Below are 22,437 nucleotides of genomic sequence, written 5' to 3' on the forward strand. Positions count from 1 at the left end.
AACAACGCTAGAGGTGACCACCGACAACGATGCTGACCTGCACAGCACAGGAGTGCTGGCACGCTCCGCGTGCGCGCGTGAGCAGCAGCTGAGACCGCTCATGGACCTCTGAGGAGCGCGTCTCGAGCAGTGCGAAGGGGGTTGTCGGCCCCCCTTCGTAGGGTGGGGTCATGCCTCCCGCCCTCTCCCCCAGCCGAGCGGCGGACTTCAAGCAGTGCCCGCTGAAGTACCGCTTCCGCACGATCGACCGCCTCTACGAGGCGCCGTCGCCGGCGGCTGCTCGGGGCACCCTCGTGCACGCGGCGCTGGAGACCCTCTTCGACCTGCCGGCGACCGAGCGCACGCCGGAGGCCGCCGTCGCGATGCTGCCGCAGCGCTGGGCCGAGCTCGTCGAGGAGCGGCCCGAGCTCGCCCCGATGCTCACCGACCGCGAGCTCGACGAGAGCACCTGGTTCGCCGACGCGGAGGACCTCGTCCGACGCTGGTTCACCCTCGAGGACCCGACCCGCCTCGAGCCGTCCGACCGCGAGCTGCTCGTCGAGGTCGACGTCGACGGGCTCACCCTGCGCGGCATCATCGACCGCCTCGACATCGCCCCGACCGGCGAGGTCCGGGTCGTCGACTACAAGACCGGCCGCTCCCCCTCCGAGCGCTTCGAGTCGAGCGCGCTCTTCCAGATGAAGTTCTACGGCCTCGTCCTGTGGCGCCTCACGGGCCGCGTCCCGGACCTCCTCCAGCTCGTCTACCTCAAGGACTCCCAGGTCGTCCGTTACGTCCCCGACGAGGACGACCTGCGCGCGCTCGAGCGCAACGTCCACGCCGTCTGGGCCGCCATCGAGCGAGCCACCGAGACCGGCGACTGGCGGCCGAGGACCTCGCGGCTGTGCGACTGGTGCGACTTCAAGCCGCTGTGCCCCGCGTGGGGTGGTACCCCACCGCCGCTCCCCGACCGCGGGGAGCAGGCCAGGGCTGCCGACCCGGCGGTCTCCGGCTCAGCCCTGCCCGGCGACGACTGAGCGCACACCCTCGCGGGCGGTCCGGGTCAGCCCGGCGAGGTCGAGCCCGTCGAGGCTGTCGACCCGCACCGCCCCGGCGATGTCGGGGATCTGGACGACGTGCGGGATCGCGACCGTCGGCACACCCGCGGCCGTCGCCGAACGCACCCCGGTCGGGCTGTCCTCGAGGGCCACGCAGTCGCGCGGCGCCACCCCGAGCAGCTCCGCCGCCCGGAGGTACGGCTCGGGGTGGGGCTTCCCGTGCGTCACCTCGTCGCCCGTGACGAGGACGGCGAAGGGGGACCCCGGCAGCGCGTCGGCCACGGCCCGGGCCAGCGGCTGCCAGGACATCGTCACCAGCGCGTTGGGCACGCCCACAGCCACCGCCTCGTCGAGCAGCGCGCGCGCCCCCGGCCGCCACGGCACGTGCTCGCGCACCCGCCCGATGACGGCCGTCATGAGCTCGTCGACGACCTCGTGGGGCGTGAGCGTCACCGGCGAGCTCGCGATGATGACGTCGGCGCTCACGAGGAGCGGGTTGCCGACGAGCTGGTGGGCCAGCTCGTCGCTCCACCGGCCGCCGAAGCGCTCGACGAGGGCGTACTCGGCCTCGATCCAGTAGGGCTCGGTGTCGACGAGGGTCCCGTCCATGTCCCACAGGAGCGCGGCGGGCCGGGCGGTGGCGGGTGACGTCACGCGGCCACGCTACCCAGGCTCGAGACGTAGGCTGGCGGGAAGGCCCCTCGGTGGACGCCGGGGCCCGTCGACAGAGGTCAGGAGCGCGCACGTGATCGAGCTGCAGGACATCCCTGAGCTGCACGACCCGGTGATGATCCTCGCCTTCGAGGGGTGGAACGACGCCGGCGAGGCGGCGACCGCCACGATCCTCCATCTCGCCCAGGAGTGGGAGGCGGACACCGTCGCGGCGGTCGACCCGGAGGACTACTACGACTTCCAGGTCACCCGCCCCTTCGTCCTCGGCCGTCCTGGCGAGCGGCGGATCGACTGGCGCACGACGCGCATCCTCATCGCCTCCCCCGAGGAGCTCGACCGTGACGTCGTGCTCGTCCACGGCATCGAGCCGTCCTTCCGGTGGCGGACCTTCGCCGACGAGATCGTCGGCATGGCGCAGGCGCTCGGGGTCCGCACGGTCATCGCGGTCGGGGCGCTGCTCGCCGACGTGCCGCACAGCCGCCCGATCCCGGTCACCGCGACGAGCGACGACGAGCGCACGGTCCACCGCCACGACCTCGAGGCGGCCACCTACGAGGGGCCCACGGGCATCGTCGGCGTGCTCGCCGAGGCTGCCCGGCTCGAGGGCATGTCCTCCATCTCGCTGTGGGCGGGGATCCCCCACTACGCGGGTCACGTCCCCTCGCCGAAGGCGACCTTCGCCATCGTCCGGGCGCTCGAGTCGCTCCTCGACGTCGAGCTGCCCCATGCCGACCTCGAGGTCGACGGTCAGGCCTGGGAGCTCGGGGTCAACGAGGCCGCGGAGACCGACGACGACATCCGTGAGTATGTCGCCCAGCTCGAGCACGCCACCGACACGGCCGAGCTCCCCGAGGCGAGCGGCGAGGCGATCGCCAAGGAGTTCGAGCGCTACCTGCGGCGCAGACCCGAGGGGCCCGGGCGCAGCTGACTAGAGCGCGACGCCGAGCAGCGCGTCGACGGTGTCGCGGACGAGCCCGGGCGCCACGGCGTCCGAGCCCTCTCCCGCCTCAGCGGCCGCGCACCAGGCGTCGACCGCGGCGAGGGCAGCCGGCGTGCCGAGGTCCGCGGCCAGCGCCGCCCGCACCGCCGCCAGTGTCTCGGCCGCGTCCGGTCCCGCCGGCAGGGCCGTCGCGGCTCGCCAGCGGGCCAGCCGCTCGCGGCCCTCGGTGAGCGCGTCGTCGGTCCACGACCACTCGGTGCGGTAGTGGTGCGCGAGCAGCACGAGCCGGATCGCGGCCGGGTCGACGCCCTCGCGCCGCAGGTCGCTGACCCGCACGAGGTTGCCCTTGGACTTGCTCATCTTCTCGCCGTCGAGCCCGACCATGGCCTGGTGCGTCGTGTGCGCGGCGAAGGGGGAGCGTCCCGTCGCCGCGACCGCCTGGACGGCAGTCATCGGGTGGTGCGGGAAGACGAGGTCGGAGCCGCCGCCCTGGACCGAGATCGTGTCGCCGAGGTGCTCCATCGCGATCGCGGTGCACTCGATGTGCCAGCCTGGCCGGCCGGGGCCGAGCCGCTCGCTCTCCCAGGACGGCTCGCCGTCGCGGTGCCCGCGCCAGAGCATGGGGTCGAGGCGCCCGCGCTTGCCGGGCCGGTCCGGGTCGCCACCCCGCTCGGCGGAGTACTCGAGCATGGTCGCCTCGTCGAGCACGCTCACGCCCTCGGTCCCGCCGACGGCCTCGAGGTCGAGGTAGCTGTCGGTGGCACCGCTGTCGTCGGTGAGCCCGTACGTCACGCCCGCATCCACGAGACGCTCGACGACCGCGACGATCGTGGGCATCGCCTCGACGACGCCGACGTAGGCCTTCGGCGGGATGACCCGCAGCGCCGTCATGTCCTCGTGGAAGAGCGCCGTCTGGTCGACGGCGAGGTCGCGCCAGTCGATGCCGTCCCGTGCGGCGCGCTCGAGCAGCGGGTCGTCGACGTCGGTGACGTTCTGCACGTAGTCCACGGGCAGGCCGGCGTCGAGCGCGGCCCGGTGCAGCAGGTCGAAGGTCACGTAGGTCGCGGCGTGCCCCATGTGGGTCGTGTCGTAGGGCGTCACCCCGCACACGTAGAGGCTGACCCGGCCGTCGACGGGCGTCACGGGCCGGACGGTGTCGTCGAGCACGTCGTGGACCTCGGGGGCGCGTCCGGTGCCGGGGAGCGTGGGGACGAAGGGGGGCGACCAGGACTTCACCGGGTCAGCCTACGGTCCGTCACATCGGGGGCCACGGGAGGTTCGGCCACCCGGTACCGGGGAGCGGGTGGTGGCCGTCGTCGAGCAGGTCGGCGCACCGGGCGCGCAGGGCGTCGAGCTCCGCCGGGGTGAGCAGATCGGCGAGCTCGGCGGCGAGAGCACCGCCGTCGAGCGATCGCCCGACCCGCTCGACGGCGGCGTGGTCGCCTGCCGTGAGCGGCTGGCCGGCCCAGCCCCAGAGGACGGTGCGCAGCTTGGGCTCGACGTGCAGGCTCACGCCGTTGTCGACGCCGTGGACGCCGCGCTCGTCCGTGAGGACGTGGCCGCCCTTGCGGTCGCTGCTGTTGAGGATCACGTCGAGGACCGCAAGCGAGCGCAGGGCGGGGTCGTCGGGGTGGCTGAGCACCACCTCGTGGCCCTCCTCGTCCTCGCCGTGGAGCACGACGAGGTGACCAGCCGGCACCGCCGGGGGGGCCGAGACCGCGACGGGGGTGGGCGCCGGCTCGTCGAGGCCGCCGATCCACTCCTGCACCGACCCGCGGCCCAGCGGTCCCTCACGGAGCACCGTGACCGGCACGCACGTCCATCCCCCCGCCCGCGCCACGAGATAGGCAGCCCGCTCCCGATGGGCGAGATGACCGTCGGGGAAGTCCCACAGCGGTCGCTCCCCCTGCACCGGCTTGTGGATGACGAGCCGGCGTCGACCCTCACGCTCGACCGTGCCGACGAGTGCGAGGTTGCTCGCGGCGGGGTGGGCGCCGAGCACGCTCAGCTCACCGAGGGCGAGGTCGTCCTCGGTGAGCGAGGCCGCGGTCCCGGTCAGCGCTTGTACCCGTTGGCCCGCGGGCAGATATGCCCCTCGGGGTCGAGCGGCCCGCCGCAGAAGGGGCAGGAGGGGCGCCCGGCGGCGACGACGGTCTCGCAGCGACGGGCGAAGGCCCGGGCCTGGCTCGGGCTGAGGATCACCTTGAGGGTGCTGACGTCGGGGCTCGTGGCGGCCAGCGCCTCGTCGACCTCGTCGGGGTCGTGGTCGTGCGCCTCGATGACGACGACGCGGCGCTCCACGTCCCACGCCAGCGAGAGCGCCTGCACCCGGAAGTCCTCGGAGATCGGGGTGTCGAGGGGGGCGTTGTCGGCCGCCTCGACGGCCGCGCTCACTCCCCCTTCGTGCCCGCCGACCTCGTCGAGGAGGGTCTCGATCCGCTCCGCGAGGACCCCGACGTGCATCTTCTCGACCGACACCTGCGTGCGGCGGCTGCCGTCGCTAGCCTGGATGAAGAAGGTGCGCTGCCCGGGCGGGCCGACGGTGCCGACGACGAAGCGCTCCGGCGGGTCGAACTCGATGACGCTCATGCTGCCGACCCTAGCCCGCTCCCCCGCCGACGACGGCGTCGCCGTCGGGGGTCTGCGGGTCCGGTGCCGGGACGGCACGCAGGGTCCCGGTGTCGTTGAGCCGCATGACGAAGGGGCGGTCCTGGGTGTACCGCACGAGGCTGACCGACGCGGGGTCGATGACGATGCGCTGGAAGTCGTCGAGCGGGGTCGCCGCGGCGTCGGCGACGACCGACTTGATGATGTCGCCGTGGCTGACCGCGAGCCACATCGCGTGGGCACCGTGCTCGGCCTCGACCTCGGCGTCGATGCGTCGCACCGCGGCGACGGCCCGCTGGGCCATCTCGGCGATCGACTCGTGCTCGTGCTCGTCCGAGGCGGGGAAGACGGCCCGGCTCGGCGTGCGCTGCACGGTCTCCCAGAGGGGTTCCTTGGCCAGCTCGGCGAGCGGGCGTCCGGTCCAGGCGCCGTAGCGGGCCTCGCCGAGGTCGTCGCTCTGCTCGACGTCGACCCCGAGCCGGTCGGCGAGCGGGGCGACCGTCTCGAGGCACCGGGGCAGCGGGCTGCTCACGATCCGGACGAAGGGGAGGTCGGCCAGCCGGTCGGCGACGGCGGCCGACTGCTCCCGCCCCGAGTCGTCGAGGCTGACCCCTTCGGCCCAGCCGGCGAGCACGCCGGCGGAGTTCGCGCTCGAGCGGGCATGTCGGAGCAGGACGCAGTAGGCCACGTGCCCAGGCTACGTGCGTCATGATGGCGCGGTGATCGTCGACCAGGCCCGCTACCGCGACGGGCAGCGCCTCCCGTGCCATGACATCAGCGAGACGGTGAACGCGATCCGGTCCGAGACGGCCCCCGAGGGCGGCACCCCGGTGTCCGACTTCGTGTGGATCGGCCTCAAGGACCCGAGCCCGGAGACCTTCCAGCACATCGTCGGTGACGAGCTGCGCCTCCACCCCCTCCCGATCGAGGACGCCGTCACGGGTGACCAGCGGGCCAAGATCGAGCGCTACGACGAGACGTGGTTCGCCGTGCTCAAGCCGCTGCGCTACGACGACGCGACGTCCGACATCGAGACCGGCGAGCTCATGGTCTTCGTCGGCCCGACCTACGTGCTCACCGTCCGGCGGGGGGAGGCGAGCCCGCTGGCCAACCTCCGGCAGCGGCTCGAGGGTGACCCGGGCACCCTTCGCCACGGGCCGTGGGGCGTCCTGCACGGCATCCTCGACACCGTCGTCGACGAGTACCTGCGGATCGAGGACGAGCTCCAGATCGACCTCGAGGAGATCGAGTCCGCGGTCTTCGCCGAGCACTCGTCCGTGAGCTCAGGGGACATCTACCGGCTCAAGCGCGAGGTCCTCGAGTTCAAGCGCGCGGCGGTCCCGCTCACCCGGCCGCTCTCGCTGCTCACCTCGCTGTCGTCACCCGTCGGCGACGACGAGGTGCGGCTGCTCTTCCGCGACGTCGCCGACCACCTCTCGCAGGCGATCGACAACCTCGAGTCGATGGACCGGCTGCTCACCGACGTGCTCAGCGCGCACCTCGCGCAGGTCGGGGTCGAGCAGAACAGGGTGGCGGTGCAGCAGAACGAGGACATGCGCAAGATCTCGGCATGGGTCGCCATCGCCGCCCTGCCGACGATGATCGCCGGCATCTACGGGATGAACTTCACCCACATGCCCGAGCTCGACGCGAGCGTCGAGCTGGCGGGGCGAGAGATCTACTACGGGTACTACGTCGTCATCGGCCTCATGCTGCTGGCCTGCCTGACGCTCTACCGGCTCTTCAAGCGCTCCGGCTGGCTCTGAGGCAGCCCCTCAGCGACGGTCGTCGTCGCTGTCGTCGTCCTCGTCGTACTCCTCGTCGTCGAGCCCGACGTAGGTGTCGTCGTCCTCGTCGTCGTCGTACTCCTCGTCGCCGCTGTCGATCCCCTCGAGGTCGGAGTCGTCGACGACGATGAGCGGGGTCATCTCGCCGTAGGCGTCGTTGAGGGCGTCGTCGTAGGCCTCGAAGGCGTCCGCGAGGTCCTCGTACGCGGCGACGACGCGGGGGTCGTCCTCCCCGTTGCGACCCGCCGATGCCTCGAGGTGCCGCTCGAAGGTCGCGATGAGCTTGTTGAGTGCGGCGCGCGGGTCGGCGGTCATGGCATCAACGTACCGTCCCGGGCCACAATGGCGCACAATGGTTGAGTACGAGTTCCAGGTCCTGCGCTTCCCCCGTGACGCCACGCGGTCGCAGATCCGCGCGGCCCTCGCCGATCACGCCGAGTACGGCCGCTGGGAGCTGCATCGCACGGTGCGCTACATGGGCGGTCAGCAGCGCTCGTGGCTGCGCCGCAAGATCATCCGGGTCCCGCGCGACGACTCCCGCAGGTCGCTCAGCACGTCTCGATGAGCCGCAGGAGGACCTTCGCCCCGAACTCGAGGGACTCGGTCGGCACCCGCTCGTCGATCCCGTGGAACATCGGGGCGAAGTCGAGGTCGGCCGGCAGCCGCAGCGGCGCGAAGCCGTAGCCGACGATCCCCAGCATCGACAGCGCCTTGTTGTCGGTGCCGCCGGAGAGGCAGTACGGGAGGATCTCTGCGCCGGGGTCCTCCGAGCGCAGCGCCTCCTTCATCCGCTCGACGAGCTCCCCGCCGAAGGGAGAGTCCAGGGCGATGTCGCGGTGCTCCACCTCGACCCGTACCTTGTCGCCGGCGAGCTCACGGATCGTCTCCATGAGCTGCTCCTCGTGGCCGGGCAGGAATCGGGCGTCGAGCGCCGCGGACGCGGTCTGCGGGATGACGTTGTGCTTGTAGCCGCCCTCGAGCATCGTGACGTTGGCCGTGTCCTGGAGGGTGCCGCGCACGAAGCCCTGCGCGCCGCCGAGGTGGTCGAGCAGCTCGTCGAGGTCCTCGTCGCTGTAGCCGACACCGGTGATCTCGCTCAGCCCGTCGAGCAGCTCGCGCACCGACGCGATGTACTCCCGCGGCCACTTGTGCGCGTTGATCCGGCCGATCGCCTCGGCGAGGTGGACGATCGCGTTGTCGTCCGTCGGGACGGACCCGTGCCCGGCGCGACCCTCGGCGTGGAGGCGCAGCCAGGCGATGCCCTTCTCGGCGGTCTGGAGCAGGTAGGCCCGCTTCTCGCCGCCCTCCTTCGTCGGGACGGTCACGCTGTAGCCGCCGACCTCGCTGATCGCCTCGGTCACCCCGTCGAAGACCTCGGGGTGCTCCTTGACCATGAAGTGGCTGCCGAAGTCACCACCGGCCTCCTCGTCGGCGAAGAAGACGACGACGAGGTCGCGGGGTGGCACCGTGCCCGTCCGTGCGAGATGGCGCACGCAGGCGAGGATCATCGCGTCCATGTCCTTCATGTCGACGGCGCCGCGGCCCCACACGCAGCCGTCCTTGATCTCACCGGCGAAGGGGTCGACGCTCCAGTCCGCCGCGTCGGCGGGGACGACGTCGAGGTGCCCGTGGATGCAGAGGGCCCCGCGCTCGCGGTCGGCACCGGGGATCCGGACGGTCACGCTCACCCGTCCCGGGGCGGACTCGTAGGTCTGCGGCTCGAGCCCCACCTCGCGCAGCCGCTCGGCGACGTAGGCCGCCGCCTCACGCTCGCCCGGACCCTCGCGGTCGGGCCCGTAGTTCGTCGTGTCGATCCGGATGAGCTCCTGGCAGAGCCGGACGACCTCGTCCTGCGGCGCGGTGATCTCCATGACGGCCACTGTAGACACGCGACGGATCCACCCCTTCGTTCCTACCGACGGGTAGCCCTGCGCCTACCCTCCCGCCCATGGACTCGTCACTGTGCTCGCCGTCGGCTTCATGCTCCTGGCGGCCTCCCCCGGCGGGACCACGGCCAACCTCTACAGCCACCACTTCCGCGGCGACGTGGCGCGCAACAGGCCATCGGCATGGCCGTTCGGCACCGCTCGGCCGCGTTCGCGGAGCGGATGGACAAGCCGGTGCGCATCGCCTCGGCGATCTTCCTCGTCCTCGTCATCGCCGGCGCGATGCTCGGTGAGAAGGACAGCATCGGCGGCTACATCAAGGACGTCGGCCTCATCAGCGTGCTCTTCTGCGCCATCTCGCTGACCGTCGGCTACATCGTGCCCAAGGTGCTCGGCATGACCCACCCTGAGGCGCTCGTGTCCGGCTTCGAGATCGGGCTGCACAACAGCACGCTCGCCATCACCGTCGCGCTCACGGTCCTCGACTCCGCGCAGATGGCGGTACCCCCGGCCGTCTACGGCATCGCGATGTTCTTCCTCGCCGCGGCCTTCGGCGCGATCATGAGCCGCCGCGGCGACCGCACCGTCAGTTCGGGCTGACCTCACCCCGGGGTCCGGCGACGGCCCCGAACGTCGCGATGATGGCGTTCTCCCGCTGCACGAGCGCGAGGGCCGCCCGGATCCGGGCCGTCGTCCCGCCCGCCTCCAGGACCCGCTGCCGGTCGCGCAGGCCCATCGGCATCGCGTCGACGACCTGGGCCGCCACCCGCTCCTCGGGTCCGGGGATGTCGGTCTCGGGAGCGCCGACCGCCCGTCGGTAGGTGACGAAGGCGGAGACGAGCCGCTCCGCAGCGCGGCGGGTCTCGACCGGCTTCTCCCCGTCCGTCTCGTCGAGCACGGTGACCTCGGCCGTCGGGTAGGGCCGGCCGACGTCGACGAGCGCGTCGAGGTGGAAGCGCTCGGTGCCCACGACGACGAGCCGGTACACCGGCCGACCCTGGGGCCGGACGACCTCGGCGGCGTGGATCCGGGCGAGGCACCCGACCGGGTAGAGATCGCTCGCCTGGCCCGGACCGACCTCGTGACCACGCCGGATCGCGACGATCCCGAAGACCCGGGCGAGCGGCTCGAGCTCACGCAGGTCCATGAGCAGCTGGACGTAGCGCGGCTCGAAGATCTGCATCTGCAGCGGCGCCCCCGGGAGCAGGACGGCTCCCAGCGGGAAGACCGGCAGGACGGGCATGTCGGCCATCCTGGCGGATTTCACCGTCCCGCGGGGCGCGTGCTAAGTTTTCTCCTCGGTGCACGGCCCTCCCTGGGTCGGACATCGGTACCTCGTCCGGGTGGCGGAATTGGCAGACGCGCTAGCTTGAGGTGCTAGTGCCCGTATTAGGGCATGGGGGTTCAAGTCCCCCCTCGGACACAGATCGGCGAAGGCCCCGAACCGCATGGTTCGGGGCCTTCGCCGTGCTCGGGAGCCGGGGGCTCAGCCGCGGATGGTGTCCCGGCTGTTGCTCGGGTCACGCCGCTCCATGACCTTGCGGAGCTGGCGGACGGCCAGGTCGCTGACCTCGTTGAGGGCGTCGCGCAGCTCGACCTCCGAGGAGGCGGCGACGACCTTCGGCAGCCCGTGGACGGTGACCTCCAGGGTGGTGCGCGGGTCGGCGGAGTCGCGGTCCTTGACGCTCAGCTCGGCGTCGGCCTGCTCGCGCAGCTGCCCGAGGCGACCGATGATCTCCTGCATCGTCTCCGCGACGAGCGCCCGGTCGGACTCACCCACTCCCCCGGCGAGACGGATGTCCTCAGCGGTGAAGGTGCTGGTTGCGTCGCTCATGGTGGCGCTCCTCGTCGTCGAGTGGGTCGAGCGACCGAGGTGCTTCCCAGCAGCTCACCTCCACCCTATGCCGCCCCATCTCCCAGGAGGCGCCGGGGTCCGACGTAGGCTGCCGCCGTGCTCCCCCACGTCACCGCGACCCGCTACGCGGTCCCCCTGCGCGAAGGGGGATCCATGCCCGGTCTCGTCGAGGCCGACGACCTCGGGATGTACGTCGTCAAGATGCGTGGGGCCGGCCAGGGCCTCAAGGTCCTCGTCGCCGAGGTCATCGTCGGCGAGATCGGCCGAGCCCTGGGCATCGCGGTCCCCGACCTCGTGACCGTCGGCCTCTCCCGCGAGATCGCCCGCTTCGAGGCCGACGAGGAGGTTCAGGACCTGCTCACCGCCTCCGTCGGGCTCAACCTCGGCATGGACTACCTGCCGGGGGCGTTCGGCTACGACGGCTCGCGGCCCGCACCCGCCGACGTCGCGGACGCCATCGTCTGGCTCGACGCCTTCACCGCGAACGTCGACCGCACCTGGTCCAACCCCAACCTGCTGCTCTGGCACGACCGGGTCTGGGCCATCGACCACGGTGCGGCGCTGTGGTTCCACCACGGCTGGGTACGCAAGGCACCCAGTGCCGAGCGCTTCGCGGCGCAGCCCTTCGACGCCTCGACCCACGTCCTGCGCGACCTCACGTCGGACGTCGGGGCCTTTCACGGCCGGGCCGTCGACGTCCTCGACGAAGGGGTGGTCCGCGGGGTCGTCGACATCGTCCCGGACGAGTGGCTGGAGAGTGACGAGGACGGGGTGCACCTGCCGTCGCCGGACGCCGTCCGCGAGGCATACGTCGAGCACCTCCTCGCCCGGCTCGCCAGCCCGGCTGCCTGGCTGCCCGGGGGTCGACGATGACCGCGCAGACCTACCAGTACGTCGTCCTGCGGTGCGTGCCGCGGGCCGAGCGTGAGGAGTTCGTCAACGTCGGCGTCGTGCTGCGCTGCCAGGCCGCCGACTACCTCGGCGCCGGCTTCGACGTCGACGCGTCACGGCTGCGGGCGCTCGCCCCCGACCTCGACGTCGAGGCGGTCCGCGCGTCGCTGCGCACCTTCTGCGAGATCACCCAGGGCCGCAGCGGCGGAGGGCTGCCCGACCTGCCCGACGACGGCCGCCGCTTCGGGTGGCTCAGTGCACCCAGGTCCACCGTCGTGCGCCCCGGTCCTGTCCACACCGGCCTGACGACCGACCCCGCCGCAGAGCTCGAGCGCCTTCTCGACCGACTCGTGCGCTGAGGTCGTAGGGTCGGGACATGGACATCGACAGCCGTCCCACCGCCCCCGACCCGTACTCCCTCCTGCCGGAGGTGCCCTCCTTCGAGGTGACGAGCGAGAGTTTCACCGACGGAGCGGCGCTGTCCGAGACCCACGTCTTCGACGACTGGGGATTCAGCGGCGAGAACCGCAGCCCGCAGCTCTCGTGGAGCGGCGCCCCGGAGGGGACGAAGAGCTTTGCCGTCTCCTGCTTCGACCCGGACGCCCCCACGCCGGCCGGCTTCTGGCACTGGACCGTCGTCGGCATCCCCGCCGACGTCACCGAGCTCGCCGAGGATGCGGGCCACGAGGGGGGCGAGGGGCTCCCCGCCGGTGCCTTCATGACCGCCACCGACTACGGCACCAAGGCCTTCGGTGGCGCCGCTCCCCCGGAGGGCGACCGGCCGCACCGCTACGTCTTCGCCGTGCACGCCCTCGACGTCGAGCCCGACGGCCTGCCGATCGACGACTCGGTCTCGTGCACGGTCGCGGCCTTCAACTACCTCGGCCAGACGATCGCCCGCGGTGTCATCACCGGGACGTACGAGAACAAGGGCTGACGGTCAGCCACCGCGCACCCGCAGGGCCCAGGCCGCCACCGCGCTCGCCGCCGCCGCGTTGAGCGAGTCCACGCCGCCCTCCATGGGGATGGTGACGGTGACATCGGCCTGGGCCAGGGTGCGCCGCGAGAGCCCGTCCCCCTCGGTGCCGACGACGAGCGCGAGCCGCTCCGGCGGGTCCCCGGCGAGGTCGTCGAGCGAGACCGCGTCGTCGGCCAGCGCGAGGGCGGCCACCGTCATGCCGAGCGCCTGGAGGGTGGCCACGTCCGCCGGCCACCGCTCGAGCCGGGTCCACGGGACCTGGAAGACCGTCCCCATGGAGACCCGCACCGACCGGCGGTAGAGCGGGTCGGCGCAGCGGGGCGTCACGAGCACGGCGTCGACCCCGAGCGCCGCCGCGGAGCGGAAGACCGCCCCCACGTTGGTGTGGTCGACGAGGTCCTCGAGGACGAGCACCCGCCGCGCGTCAGCGCATACCTCCGCGACGCTCGGCAGCTCGGGCCGGTGCATCGAGGCCAGCGCCCCACGGTGGAGGTTGAAGCCGGTGATCCCCGCGACGACCACCGGGTCACCGACGTACACCGGCGCCCCCTTCGCCTCCACCATCTCGATGACGTCCGCGAGGTCCTCCAACCACCGCGGCGACATGAGGAGCGAGCGTGGCTCGTGACCGGCCGCCAGCGCCCGGCGGATGACCTTCTCGGACTCGGCGAGGTAGAGACCGCCCTCGGGCTCGAGCACGCGCCGCAGCGCGACGTCGGTGAGGCCGACGTAGTCGCGCAGCCGCGGGTCTGACGGATCGGAGATCTCGAGAGGCACCGCGGCAGCCTAGTGCGCGCTCAGCGCCATCGTCCGGCGACGAGGAAGACCGCGAGCGTCGCCCGCACCCGCGCCCAGCAGGACCGCGACCCCGAGCACGAGGAGCGCCGGGCGCGTCACGGGAAGAAGACCATCTTGACGATGCCCACGACACCGATGACGACGATGACGGCCCGTAGGACGTCCGGCGGCAGGCGCCGGCCCACGCGCGCGCCGATGACCCCGCCGAGGAGGGCGCCCGTCCCGACCATCAGGGCGACCGGCCACGAGACGAGCTCGGGCGAGACGATGATGAAGACGAGCGAGCCCACGGCGTTGACGACCATCCCGAGGACATTCTTGATCCCGTTGAGCCGCTGGATCGGCTCGGTGCTCAGCGTGCTCAGCAGCCCCATGAGGATGACTCCCTGGGCAGCCCCGAAGTAGCCGCCGTAGACCCCCGCGACGAGCACACCGGCCATGAGCGCGACGACGTGCCAGGCGGGGTCGGGAGAGCCCTCGACGTGGTGCCGGCGCGCCCACGCCTGGATGCGGGGCCCGAGGATCACGAGGAGGACGCCGAGCCCGATGAGCACCGGCACGACCGCCTCGAAGGCCTCCGGCGGCAGCCACAGCAGCAGGAGGGCGCCGGTCACGGCACCGAGCAGCGACATCGGGACGAGCCGGGCGACGAAGCGCCCCGCACCCTTGAGCTCAGGCAGGTAGCCCCACGTGCCCGTGATCCCGCCGGCGACGAGCCCGACCGAGTTCGACACGTTCGCCGTCACGGGCGGCACGCCGAGTGCGAGGAGGGTGGGGAAGGTGACGAGGGTGCCGGAGCCCACGACGGTGTTGATCCCGCCCGCCCACACGCCTGCTACGACGACGAGCAGCACCTCCCACCACGACACCCGGTCAGCCTAGGTGGCTGACCGGGTGTCGCCGGAGGGGGTTCCTCAGAGCGAGGTGCGCGGCGGCTCCGGCGGGGTCTGCGGACCGTCGGCGACCGGCGGGAGGACGGGCGGCGTGGGGGGCACGACGTCCTCGACCTGCGGCGCGGCGACCGGGTCGGCCTCCGGCATGCGGGGCCGCTCCTGGGAGGGCTGGACCCGGCTCGTCGGGGTCGCGTGCTCGCTCGCCTCACGGCTGGCCTGGCCGGCCTGGCCGCGGGCCTCCTTGAGGGCCTCGGCGGGGTCCTCCAGCGAGGTCTCGGCGAAGGCGTTGTCGATCGGGCCCTCGGGCACGACCCAGGCGTCGTCGTCACCGCCGCCGTCGGGTCCCCCGTCGCCCTTCCCGAGCATGCCGCCCATCGCCTTGAGGGCGTCGGTGAGCTCCGAGGGGATGATCCACATCTTGTTGCTGTCACCGCGGGCGATCTGCGGCAGGACCTGCAGGTACTGGTAGGCGAGCAGCTTCTGCGTCGGCCTGCCACGGTGGATCGCGTCGAAGACCTGCTGGATGGCCCGGGCCTGGCCCTGGGCCTCGAGGATGCGGGCCTGGGCCGAACCCTCGGCACGCAGGATCTGGCTCTGCTTCTCACCCTCGGCCGTGAGGATCGCGGACTGCTTGGTGCCCTCGGCGTTGAGGATCGCCGCACGGCGGTCCCGCTCGGCCTTCATCTGCTTCTCCATCGACTCCTGGATGGAGAAGGGCGGGTCGATCGCCTTGAGCTCGACCCGGTTGACGCGGATGCCCCACCGGCCGGTCGCCTCGTCGAGCGCCCCGCGGAGCTGGGCGTTGATCTGGTCACGGCTCGTCAGGGTCTGCTCGAGGTCGAGCGAGCCGATGACGTTACGCAGCGTCGTCACGGTGAGCTGCTCGATGCCCTGGATGAAGTTGGCGATCTCGTACACCGCGCTCTTGGCGTCGATCACCGTGTAGTAGATGACGGTGTCGATGTTGACGACGAGGTTGTCGCTCGTGATCACCGGCTGCGGCGGGAAGCTCACGACCTGCTCACGGAGGTCGATGTTGGCCCGCACCTTGTCGACGAACGGGATGAGGATGTGGATGCCGCCCTCGAGCGTGCGGGAGTAACGACCGAGGCGCTCGATGATCAGCGCGGTCTGCTGCGGCACGATGCGTACCGTCTTGAAGAGGATGACCAGCGCGAACAACACCAGCGCGGCCAGGAAGATGAGGATGCCGAGGCCCTCCATCAGGCTGTCCTTCCGTCGTACGTCATGGCCCGGCGGTCGCCGGCGCCCCCTGCATGAGCCTGCTAGGCAGGCTGGTTGGTCACGATCACGGTCGCACCGTCGATGCGGACGACCCGTACCTCCTCACCGGGCTCGCAGGCCGGGGAGCCGGGCGCCACACGGGCGCTCCAGACCTCGCCGGCGAGCTTGATCCGGCCGTCGGTCGGCGTCACGGTCTCGAGCACCCGCCCTAGCCGCCCCTCGAGCGCCGCCGACCCGATGGTCCCCGACGCCTCGCTCGACATGAACTGTCGCTTGACCATCGGGCGGATCACGCCGATGAGGAGGATCGCGACGAGCACCGCCACGATGACCTGGAGGATCGGGCCCCCACCGGCGACGGCGGTCAGCGCGCCGGCGAGCGCTCCCCCGGCGAGCATGACGAAGACGAAGTCGACCGTGCTCGCCTCGATCGCGATGAAGATGAAGGCCAGCGCGAGCCACGCCAGCCACAGGTTGTCCGCGAGCCACTCCATGTCAGCACCCCTTGCTCTCTGTTGGTGTCATGCCCTCAACGCCTTGCCCGGGCCGACCAGCGGTCGCCGTGCTGCTCGAGGACGAGGTCCAGGCCGAAGGTCCGCGAGAGGTTCTCCGCGGTCAGCGTGATCTCGATCGGGCCCTGCGCGACGACGCGCCCCTCACGGAGCAGCAGGATGTCGGTGAAGTGCGGCGGGATCTCCTCGACGTGGTGCGTCACCATGACGAGCGCCGGGGCGGCGAGGTCCGCGGCGATCGACCCGAGGCGCGCCACGAGGTCCTCGCGCGCGCCGAGGTCGAGACCCGCGGCGGGCTCGTCGAGGAGCATGAGCTCGGGGTCGGTCATGAGCGCCCGGGCGATCTGCACGCGCTTGCGCTCCCCCTCGGAGAGGGTGCCGAAGGTGCGCTCTGCGAGGTGCGACGCGCCGAGGGCCTGCAGCAGCTCGTCGGCGCGCTCGTGGTCAAGCTCGTGGTACTCCTCGCGCCAGCGGCCGGTGACGCCCCACGACGCGGTGACGACGACGTCGCGGACGCTCTCCTGCGGCGGGATCGTCGCGGCGAGCGCGGAGGACGAGAGGCCGATACGGGGCCGCAGCTCGAAGACGTCGACCGTCCCGAGGACCTCGCCGAGGATGCCGGCGACGCCCGAGGTCGGGTGCATGCGCCCCGCGGCGAGCTGGAGGAGGGTCGTCTTGCCGGCGCCGTTGGGCCCGAGGACGACCCAGCGCTGCCCCTCCTCGACCTCCCAGTCGACGTCGTCGAGGAGCGCGGTCGGTCCACGTCGGACGCCGACTCCGGCGAAGGCGAGGACATCACTCATGGCACGACCCTATCTGCCTACGATGCACTGGTGCTCGAGCTCCCCGGCAGCCTGCGCGTCGCCCTCTGGGCGACGTCGGTGCTCGCTGCCGGCGGGGACCTCAGCCAGGTCGCGCCCCGCGCGCTGCCGGACGTCGACCATGTCTCCGGGCTCGCCGACCGGCTCGCGCTCTGGCGCGACCTCGGCGAGGCGGCGGTCCTCGTCGCCCTGCCCGGTCCGGGCGACGTCGCGGGCCTGCCGCAGACCGACGCGCAGACGCGCGATGTGGCGGTCGAGGCCGGCGAGGCGGTCTTCGTCCCCGGCATCGGCGGGCTCCTCATCCCCGAGCACTCCACCTTCGGCTCCTCCGGGCGCCGCGTCGACTGGCACCACCATGACGCCAGCCCGGTCCCCGTCCACCGGGTCGAGGCGCTCTCCCACCGGCAGCTCGAGCGCCGCCTCCTCGAGGTGGTGACCACCGCGCAGCGCGACCTCGAGGACGTGGGCGGGCACCCCTTCGCCGACTCCCTGGCCCGCGAGCTCGCCGACAGCCGGCTCGGGGGCGCGTGGGGTCTGCCGGACGGCATCGACGACCGGGCCTACCGCGTCATCACCCTCGCCGGGACGGCTGCCACCGCGGCCCGACTCGGCCTCGAGCACGTGGGTGCGACGGGCGCCCGCACCGCGGCGGAGCGCGAAGGGGTGCTGCGTGGCCTCGTCCGCTCGGCCGACGGGGTCCTCGCCGACGCCGCCAACGCCGCCTGCGCCCAGCTCGCCGGCTGGGTCCCGGCGCGCTGACTCGCAGAAGCGGGCTCAGCGGACCGAGCGGTACACCTCGAGCGTGCGCTCGGCGATGCTCGTCCAGGAGAACTCGGCGACCGCCCGCTCACGCCCCGCGGCGCCACGGGCCCGTGTCCGATCCGGGTCGCTGACCGCCTCGACGAGCGCGGCGGCGAGGTCGGCGACGTAGCGGTCCGGGTCGACCGGGGTGCCGGTGCCGTCCTGGACCTGCTCGATCGGGACGAGCCAGCCGGTCTCGCCGTTCGCGACGACCTCGGGGATGCCGCCCGTCGCCGTCCCGACGACCGGGAGGCCGCAGGCCATGGCCTCGAGGTTGACGATGCCGAGCGGCTCGTAGACCGAGGGGCAGACGAAGACGGTGCCCCCCGTGAGGATCGCGATGACCTCGGCCCGGGGCAGCATCTCGGCGATCCACACCACGCCGTCGCGGGTCGCGCGCAGACCGGCGATGAGCGACTCGACCTCCGCCTGGATCTCCAGGGTGTCGGGGGCGCCGGCGCACAGGACGACCTGCACCTCCGGGGGCAGCTGCTCCACGGCTCGCAGGAGGTAGGGCAGTCCCTTCTGCCGCGTGATCCGGCCGACGAAGACGACGCTGGGCCGCTCGGGGTCGATGCCGTGCCGGCGGAGGACCTCGTCGTCCCGGCGCGGCTGCCACAGCTCGGAGTCGATGCCGTTGTGCACGACCTTGACCCGCTCGGGGTCGACCTGCGGGTAGGAGCGCAGGATGTCGGCCCGCATGCCGTGGCTCACCGCGATGATCGCCGCCGCGGACTCGTAGGCGGTGCGCTCAACCCACGACGACAGGGCGTAGCCGCCGCCGAGCTGCTCGGCCTTCCAGGGACGCAGCGGCTCGAGGCTGTGCGCGCTGATGACGTGCGGGACACCGTGCAGCAGCGAGGCGAGGTGCCCGCCGTGGTTGGCGTACCAGGTGTGCGAGTGGACGAGGTCCGCGCCGGCGCAGTCCTGCGCCATCGCGAGGTCGACCCCCATCGTCTGCAGCGCGGGGTTGGCCCCGGCGAGCTCGGCGAGGTCGGGGTAGCCGGTCGTGCCCTCCTCGTCCCGCTCGGCGCCGAAGCACCGGACCCGGACGTCGAGATCGCCCCGGTCCCGCAGCGCCCGCGTCAGCTCGGCGACGTGGACACCCGCGCCTCCGTAGATCGCCGGGGGGTACTCCTTGGTCAGGATGTCGAGACGCACGTCCCCACCGTAGGCCCGAGGCGATAGGTTCGTCACGAGAGGTCACATCTCGTCCAGGAGTTGGAATGCCACGCAGCGGAGCGCCGAAGGTCCTCGTCATCGTCCTGGCCGGAGGTGAGGGCAAGCGCCTCATGCCGCTGACCGCCGACCGGGCCAAGCCGGCCGTCCCCTTCGGCGGCAACTACCGGCTCATCGACTTCGCCCTCTCCAACGTCATCAACTCGGGCTACCGCAAGGTCGTCGTCCTCACCCAGTACAAGTCGCACAGCCTCGACCGGCACGTCTCGCAGGCCTGGCGCATGTCGACGATGCTCGGCGACTACGTGGCCGCCATCCCTGCGCAGCAGCGCGTCGGCAAGTCCTGGTACTCCGGCAGCGCCAACGCGATCTTCCAGTCGCTCAACACGATCCGCGACGAGCGGCCGGACATCGTCGTCGTCGTCGGCGCCGACCACGTCTACCGCATGGACTTCTCGCAGATGGTCCAGCAGCACATGGAGACCGGAGCCGCCTGCACGGTCGCCGCGATCCGCCAGCCGATCTCCATGGCCGACCAGTTCGGCGTCCTCGAGGTCGCCGGCGACGACCCGACCCGGATGACGGCCTTCCGCGAGAAGCCCTCGGACCCGCAGGGCCTGCCGGACGCCCCGGACGAGATCTACGCCTCGATGGGCAACTACGTCTTCTCCGCCGACGCGCTCATCGACGCGGTGAGCCGCGACGACACCCGGGCCGGGAGCAAGCACGACATGGGCGGCGACATCGTCCCCGACCTCGTGAGCCGCGGCGAGGCGGCGGCCTACGACTTCAACGCCAACGAGGTCCCCGGCGCCACGCCGCGCGACCGGGCGTACTGGCGCGACGTCGGGACGCTCGACAGCTACTACGACGCGCACATGGACCTCACCTCGATCCACCCGATCTTCAACCTCTACAACTACGCCTGGCCGATCTACACCCACCAGCGCCCCTTCCCGCCGGCGAAGTTCGTCCACGGCGACCAGGGGCGTTTCGGCGAGGCGCTCAACAGCTGCATCTCCTCGGGCACGGTGATCTCCGGGGCACGGGTCAACAACTCGATCCTCTCCCCCGGCTGCCACGTCCACAGCTACACGACGATCGACGACAGCGTGCTGCTCGACAACGTCGACGTCGGCCGCCACGTGGAGCTGCGCCGGGTCATCGTCGACAAGGACGTGACGATCCCCGAGGGCACGAAGATCGGGATCGACCCCGAGCACGACCGGGCGCGCGGCTTCGTGGTCACCGAGACCGGCCTCACCGTCGTCGGCAAGGGTCAGTCGGTGGTCCCGTGACGGCTCCGATGCTGCTCGTCATGGATGTCGACTCCACGCTCATCCAGGCCGAGGTCATCGAGCTCATCGCCGAGCACGCCGGCACCCGCGACGAGGTCGCGGCGGTCACCGAGGCCGCGATGCGCGGCGAGCTCGACTTCGCGCAGAGCCTGCACGCCCGCGTGGCGACCCTCGCGGGTCTCGACGTCGAGGTGCTGGAGACCGTGCGGCAGAGCGTGCCCCTCACACCGGGCGCGCGCACGCTCGTCGGCGCCTTCGCCGAGCGGGGCTGGCCGGTCGGGCTCGTCTCGGGTGGCTTCGCCGAGGTCGTCGAGCCGCTCGCGGCGGTGCTCGGCATCGAGCACGTCCGGGCCAACACGCTGGAGAGCGAAGGGGGCCGGCTCACCGGCCGCGTCCGCGGCGCGGTGGTCGACCGGCGGTCCAAGGAGGACTTCCTCCGCGACCTGGCGCAGGCCCAGGGCGTCCCGCTCGGGCGCTGCGTCGCGATCGGCGACGGCGCCAACGACCTCGACATGGTCACCGCCGCGGGCACCGGCGTCGCGTTCTGCGCCAAACCCGCCCTGCGCGAGGCCGCCGACGTCACCGTCGACGAGCCCGACCTGGCCCTCGTCCTCGACGCCCTGGACCTCACGACGGACCGGCGGGACGACGACGAGGGCGGCTACCCCCTTCGTCCCTGAGGGTCTGCCTCAGATCCCCATCGCGTGGACGCCGCCGTCGACGTGGACGATCTCGCCCGTCGTCGCGGGGAACCAGTCGGAGAGCAGGGCGACGCACGCCTTGGCCGTCGGCACCGGGTCGCCGACGTCCCACCCGAGCGGCGAGCGGCTGTCCCAGGACTCCTCGAACTGCTCGAAGCCCGGGATCGACTTGGCCGCGGTCGTACGGATCGGCCCGGCCGCGACGAGGTTGCAGCGGACCCCCTTCGGCCCGAGGTCACGGGCGAGGTAACGGTTGGTGGACTCGAAGGCGGCCTTGGCCACGCCCATCCAGTCGTAGACCGGCCAGGCGAAGGACGCGTCGAAGGTCAGGCCGACGACCGAGCCCCCCTCGGTCATCCGCGGCAGCGCCGCGACCGCGAGGGCCTTGAGGGAGTAGGCCGAGACGTGCACCGCGGTGCTCACGTCCTCCCAGCTCGCCTCGAGGAAGGTGAAGGCGCCCTCGGGCGCGAAGCCGATCGAGTGGAGCACCCCCTCGAGGCGCTCGCAGTGCTCGCCGAGGCGGTCGGCGAGCGTCGCGAGGTGCTCCTCGTCGGTGACGTCGAGCTCGATGACCGGCGCGGGCTGCGGCAGGCGCCGGGCGATCGTCTGGGTGATCTTCATCGTCCGGCCGAAGCTCGTGAGGATCACCTGCGCGCCCTGCTCCTGCGCGATCTTCGCGACGTGAAAGGCGATGGAGGACTCCATGAGGACGCCGGTGATGAGGAAGGTCTTGCCGGTGAGCATTCGGGTGCGCCTTTCGCGGGGGCGGTGGTGGACGAAGGGGGTGGGTCAGTGGCCCATGCCGAGGCCGCCGTCGACGGGGATGACCGCGCCGGAGATGTAGCCGGCGTCGTCCGAGGCGAGGAAGGCCACCGCGCCGGCGATCTCCTCGGGGCGGGCGAAGCGGCGGGCGGGGATGGCGGCCTGGTACTCGGCCTGGGTCTTCTCGGGCAGCTCGGCGGTCATGTCCGTCTCGACGAAGCCGGGGGCCACGACGTTGGCCGTGATGCCGCGGGCACCGAGCTCGCGGGTGATCGAGCGGGCCATGCCGACGAGGCCGCTCTTGCTCGCCGCGTAGTTGACCTGGCCGGGCGAGCCGTAGAGGCCGACGACGCTCGAGACGAGGACGACCCGGCCGAAGCGGCCCTTGACCATCCCGGTCGTCGCGCGGCGCACGCAGCGGAAGGCGCCGGTGAGGTTCGTGTCGAGCACGGAGGCGAAGTCGTCCTCGCTCATCCGCATGAGCAGCGTGTCCTTGGTGATGCCGGCGTTGGCGACGAGGACCTCGACGGAGCCGCCGAGGATCTCCTCGGCCTGGGTGAACGCGGCGTCGACCGACTCGCTGCTCCCCACCTCGCAGGCCACGACGTCGAGTCCGTCGACCGGGTCGCCCGAGCGAGAGGTGACGACGACGCGGTGCCCCTCGGCGACGAGGCGCTGGGCGACCGACCGTCCGATCCCCCGGTTGCCGCCGGTCACGAGGACCCTTCTGCTCTTCGTCATCGGTGGTCCTCCACGGGCGCTCGGTCTGTGCT

At 72.1% G+C, this 22,437-nt stretch carries 28 protein-coding genes and 1 tRNA gene; 12 read left to right on the forward strand and 17 right to left on the reverse strand.

Going from position 1 to position 22,437, the window contains the following annotated elements:
• Nucleotides 1-170 precede the first annotated feature (170 nt).
• A complete protein-coding gene (locus tag JNO54_RS09655) occupies nucleotides 171-1,016 on the forward strand; it encodes a RecB family exonuclease (protein WP_204143710.1) in 846 nt (281 codons plus the stop codon).
• Here JNO54_RS09655 and JNO54_RS09660 read toward each other — a convergent pair.
• Nucleotides 993-1,646: an HAD family hydrolase gene (locus JNO54_RS09660; RefSeq protein ID WP_204144648.1), complete on the reverse strand. Its 654-nt coding sequence runs from the start codon at nucleotides 1,644-1,646 to the stop codon at nucleotides 993-995. The genes JNO54_RS09655 and JNO54_RS09660 overlap by 24 nt on opposite strands.
• Before the next feature lie 136 nt (nucleotides 1,647-1,782).
• On the opposite strand from JNO54_RS09660, the gene JNO54_RS09665 reads away from it, so the two are divergent.
• Nucleotides 1,783-2,637 (forward strand): PAC2 family protein, encoded by an 855-nt coding sequence (locus JNO54_RS09665; RefSeq protein ID WP_204143711.1) that lies wholly within the window; start codon nucleotides 1,783-1,785, stop codon nucleotides 2,635-2,637.
• Here JNO54_RS09665 and mshC read toward each other — a convergent pair whose 3' ends face one another.
• From mshC to JNO54_RS09685, 4 genes are read right to left on the reverse strand one after another with little or no spacing between them, the layout of a single operon-like run.
• Nucleotides 2,638-3,885, reverse strand: a complete 1,248-nt coding sequence (gene mshC / locus JNO54_RS09670) for a cysteine--1-D-myo-inosityl 2-amino-2-deoxy-alpha-D-glucopyranoside ligase (RefSeq protein ID WP_204143712.1) — start codon at nucleotides 3,883-3,885, stop codon at nucleotides 2,638-2,640. It abuts the gene before it with no gap.
• Between the two features lie 19 nt (nucleotides 3,886-3,904).
• The gene (locus tag JNO54_RS09675) at nucleotides 3,905-4,735 is read right to left on the reverse strand and encodes an SCO1664 family protein (RefSeq protein ID WP_307818241.1); all 831 of its coding nucleotides are present in this window, start codon (nucleotides 4,733-4,735) and stop codon (nucleotides 3,905-3,907) included.
• Nucleotides 4,705-5,238, reverse strand: coding sequence for a DUF3090 family protein (locus tag JNO54_RS09680; protein WP_204143713.1), 534 nt, complete (start codon nucleotides 5,236-5,238; stop codon nucleotides 4,705-4,707). The genes JNO54_RS09675 and JNO54_RS09680 overlap by 31 nt, the downstream gene beginning before the upstream one ends.
• Nucleotides 5,239-5,248: 10 nt before the next feature.
• Complete coding sequence (locus tag JNO54_RS09685; RefSeq protein ID WP_204143714.1) at nucleotides 5,249-5,944, reverse strand: MSMEG_4193 family putative phosphomutase; 696 nt, start codon at nucleotides 5,942-5,944, stop codon at nucleotides 5,249-5,251.
• Between the two features lie 31 nt (nucleotides 5,945-5,975).
• On the opposite strand from JNO54_RS09685, the gene JNO54_RS09690 reads away from it, so the two are divergent.
• Nucleotides 5,976-7,022 (forward strand): magnesium and cobalt transport protein CorA, encoded by a 1,047-nt coding sequence (locus tag JNO54_RS09690; RefSeq protein WP_204143715.1) that lies wholly within the window; start codon nucleotides 5,976-5,978, stop codon nucleotides 7,020-7,022.
• 9 nt (nucleotides 7,023-7,031) lie between these two features.
• Here JNO54_RS09690 and JNO54_RS09695 read toward each other — a convergent pair whose 3' ends face one another.
• Entirely contained in the window at nucleotides 7,032-7,358 is a 327-nt protein-coding gene (locus JNO54_RS09695; RefSeq protein ID WP_204143716.1) for a primosomal protein, read from the reverse strand.
• A 37-nt stretch (nucleotides 7,359-7,395) separates the two neighbouring features.
• Between JNO54_RS09695 and JNO54_RS09700 the strand changes: the two genes are divergently transcribed.
• The gene (locus tag JNO54_RS09700; protein ID WP_204143717.1) at nucleotides 7,396-7,608 is read left to right on the forward strand and encodes a DUF5703 family protein; all 213 of its coding nucleotides are present in this window, start codon (nucleotides 7,396-7,398) and stop codon (nucleotides 7,606-7,608) included.
• Here the strand turns inward: JNO54_RS09700 and JNO54_RS09705 are convergent.
• Nucleotides 7,592-8,914: a M20/M25/M40 family metallo-hydrolase gene (locus JNO54_RS09705; protein WP_204143718.1), complete on the reverse strand. Its 1,323-nt coding sequence runs from the start codon at nucleotides 8,912-8,914 to the stop codon at nucleotides 7,592-7,594. The genes JNO54_RS09700 and JNO54_RS09705 overlap by 17 nt on opposite strands.
• A gap of 198 nt (nucleotides 8,915-9,112) precedes the next feature.
• Here JNO54_RS09705 and JNO54_RS09710 point away from each other — a divergent pair, with 198 nt between their 5' ends.
• The gene (locus JNO54_RS09710; protein ID WP_204143719.1) at nucleotides 9,113-9,529 is read left to right on the forward strand and encodes a bile acid:sodium symporter family protein; all 417 of its coding nucleotides are present in this window, start codon (nucleotides 9,113-9,115) and stop codon (nucleotides 9,527-9,529) included.
• Here the strand turns inward: JNO54_RS09710 and JNO54_RS09715 are convergent.
• Nucleotides 9,516-10,172 carry an LON peptidase substrate-binding domain-containing protein gene (locus tag JNO54_RS09715; protein ID WP_204143720.1) on the reverse strand — a complete coding sequence of 219 codons (657 nt, stop codon included), beginning with the start codon at nucleotides 10,170-10,172 and terminating at the stop codon, nucleotides 9,516-9,518. The genes JNO54_RS09710 and JNO54_RS09715 overlap by 14 nt on opposite strands.
• A gap of 94 nt (nucleotides 10,173-10,266) precedes the next feature.
• Between JNO54_RS09715 and JNO54_RS09720 the strand changes: the two genes are divergently transcribed.
• Nucleotides 10,267-10,352 (forward strand) — tRNA-Leu (locus tag JNO54_RS09720).
• A 63-nt stretch (nucleotides 10,353-10,415) separates the two neighbouring features.
• Here JNO54_RS09720 and JNO54_RS09725 read toward each other — a convergent pair.
• On the reverse strand, nucleotides 10,416-10,763 hold the full coding sequence (locus JNO54_RS09725) for an HPF/RaiA family ribosome-associated protein (protein ID WP_204143721.1): 348 nt from the start codon (nucleotides 10,761-10,763) through the stop codon (nucleotides 10,416-10,418).
• 117 nt (nucleotides 10,764-10,880) lie between these two features.
• Between JNO54_RS09725 and JNO54_RS09730 the strand changes: the two genes are divergently transcribed.
• From JNO54_RS09730 to JNO54_RS09740, 3 genes are read left to right on the forward strand one after another with little or no spacing between them, the layout of a single operon-like run.
• Nucleotides 10,881-11,657, forward strand: coding sequence for a HipA family kinase (locus JNO54_RS09730; protein ID WP_204143722.1), 777 nt, complete (start codon nucleotides 10,881-10,883; stop codon nucleotides 11,655-11,657).
• A complete protein-coding gene (locus JNO54_RS09735; RefSeq protein ID WP_204143723.1) occupies nucleotides 11,654-12,034 on the forward strand; it encodes a DUF3037 domain-containing protein in 381 nt (126 codons plus the stop codon). The genes JNO54_RS09730 and JNO54_RS09735 overlap by 4 nt, the downstream gene beginning before the upstream one ends.
• A 17-nt stretch (nucleotides 12,035-12,051) precedes the next feature.
• Nucleotides 12,052-12,612 (forward strand): YbhB/YbcL family Raf kinase inhibitor-like protein, encoded by a 561-nt coding sequence (locus JNO54_RS09740; protein ID WP_204143724.1) that lies wholly within the window; start codon nucleotides 12,052-12,054, stop codon nucleotides 12,610-12,612.
• Nucleotides 12,613-12,615: 3 nt separating this feature from the next.
• Here JNO54_RS09740 and JNO54_RS09745 read toward each other — a convergent pair whose 3' ends face one another.
• From JNO54_RS09745 to JNO54_RS09765, 5 genes are all read right to left on the reverse strand, one after another.
• Nucleotides 12,616-13,431, reverse strand: coding sequence for a TrmH family RNA methyltransferase (locus JNO54_RS09745; protein ID WP_204143725.1), 816 nt, complete (start codon nucleotides 13,429-13,431; stop codon nucleotides 12,616-12,618).
• Between the two features lie 116 nt (nucleotides 13,432-13,547).
• Nucleotides 13,548-14,321 carry a sulfite exporter TauE/SafE family protein gene (locus tag JNO54_RS09750; RefSeq protein WP_204143726.1) on the reverse strand — a complete coding sequence of 258 codons (774 nt, stop codon included), beginning with the start codon at nucleotides 14,319-14,321 and terminating at the stop codon, nucleotides 13,548-13,550.
• Nucleotides 14,322-14,366: 45 nt separating this feature from the next.
• Nucleotides 14,367-15,569 (reverse strand): SPFH domain-containing protein, encoded by a 1,203-nt coding sequence (locus tag JNO54_RS09755; protein ID WP_204143727.1) that lies wholly within the window; start codon nucleotides 15,567-15,569, stop codon nucleotides 14,367-14,369.
• A gap of 62 nt (nucleotides 15,570-15,631) precedes the next feature.
• Nucleotides 15,632-16,084, reverse strand: a complete 453-nt coding sequence (locus tag JNO54_RS09760; RefSeq protein WP_204143728.1) for an NfeD family protein — start codon at nucleotides 16,082-16,084, stop codon at nucleotides 15,632-15,634.
• 35 nt (nucleotides 16,085-16,119) lie between these two features.
• Nucleotides 16,120-16,905 (reverse strand): ABC transporter ATP-binding protein, encoded by a 786-nt coding sequence (locus JNO54_RS09765; RefSeq protein WP_204143729.1) that lies wholly within the window; start codon nucleotides 16,903-16,905, stop codon nucleotides 16,120-16,122.
• A 30-nt stretch (nucleotides 16,906-16,935) separates the two neighbouring features.
• Here JNO54_RS09765 and JNO54_RS09770 point away from each other — a divergent pair, with 30 nt between their 5' ends.
• Nucleotides 16,936-17,682, forward strand: coding sequence for an Rv1486c family protein (locus tag JNO54_RS09770; RefSeq protein ID WP_307818154.1), 747 nt, complete (start codon nucleotides 16,936-16,938; stop codon nucleotides 17,680-17,682).
• Between the two features lie 15 nt (nucleotides 17,683-17,697).
• Here the strand turns inward: JNO54_RS09770 and glgA are convergent, their stop codons facing one another.
• Nucleotides 17,698-18,885, reverse strand: a complete 1,188-nt coding sequence (gene glgA / locus JNO54_RS09775) for a glycogen synthase (protein WP_204143730.1) — start codon at nucleotides 18,883-18,885, stop codon at nucleotides 17,698-17,700.
• Between the two features lie 65 nt (nucleotides 18,886-18,950).
• Here glgA and glgC point away from each other — a divergent pair, with 65 nt between their 5' ends.
• Together glgC and serB are read left to right on the forward strand one after the other, a co-directional pair.
• On the forward strand, nucleotides 18,951-20,201 hold the full coding sequence (gene glgC, locus JNO54_RS09780; RefSeq protein WP_204143731.1) for a glucose-1-phosphate adenylyltransferase: 1,251 nt from the start codon (nucleotides 18,951-18,953) through the stop codon (nucleotides 20,199-20,201).
• Nucleotides 20,198-20,881: a phosphoserine phosphatase SerB gene (serB, locus tag JNO54_RS09785; RefSeq protein ID WP_307818155.1), complete on the forward strand. Its 684-nt coding sequence runs from the start codon at nucleotides 20,198-20,200 to the stop codon at nucleotides 20,879-20,881. Before glgC ends, serB begins: the two co-directional genes overlap by 4 nt.
• Before the next feature lie 9 nt (nucleotides 20,882-20,890).
• Here the strand turns inward: serB and fabI are convergent, their stop codons facing one another.
• Together fabI and fabG are read right to left on the reverse strand one after the other, a co-directional pair.
• The gene (gene fabI, locus JNO54_RS09790; RefSeq protein WP_204143732.1) at nucleotides 20,891-21,646 is read right to left on the reverse strand and encodes an enoyl-ACP reductase FabI; all 756 of its coding nucleotides are present in this window, start codon (nucleotides 21,644-21,646) and stop codon (nucleotides 20,891-20,893) included.
• Nucleotides 21,647-21,691: 45 nt separating this feature from the next.
• Complete coding sequence (fabG, locus tag JNO54_RS09795) at nucleotides 21,692-22,405, reverse strand: 3-oxoacyl-ACP reductase FabG (protein ID WP_204143733.1); 714 nt, start codon at nucleotides 22,403-22,405, stop codon at nucleotides 21,692-21,694.
• Nucleotides 22,406-22,437: the final 32 nt, after the last annotated feature.

Origin of the sequence: Janibacter endophyticus (assembly GCF_016888335.1) — a bacterium.
GTDB classification, from domain to species: domain Bacteria; phylum Actinomycetota; class Actinomycetes; order Actinomycetales; family Dermatophilaceae; genus Marihabitans; species Marihabitans endophyticum.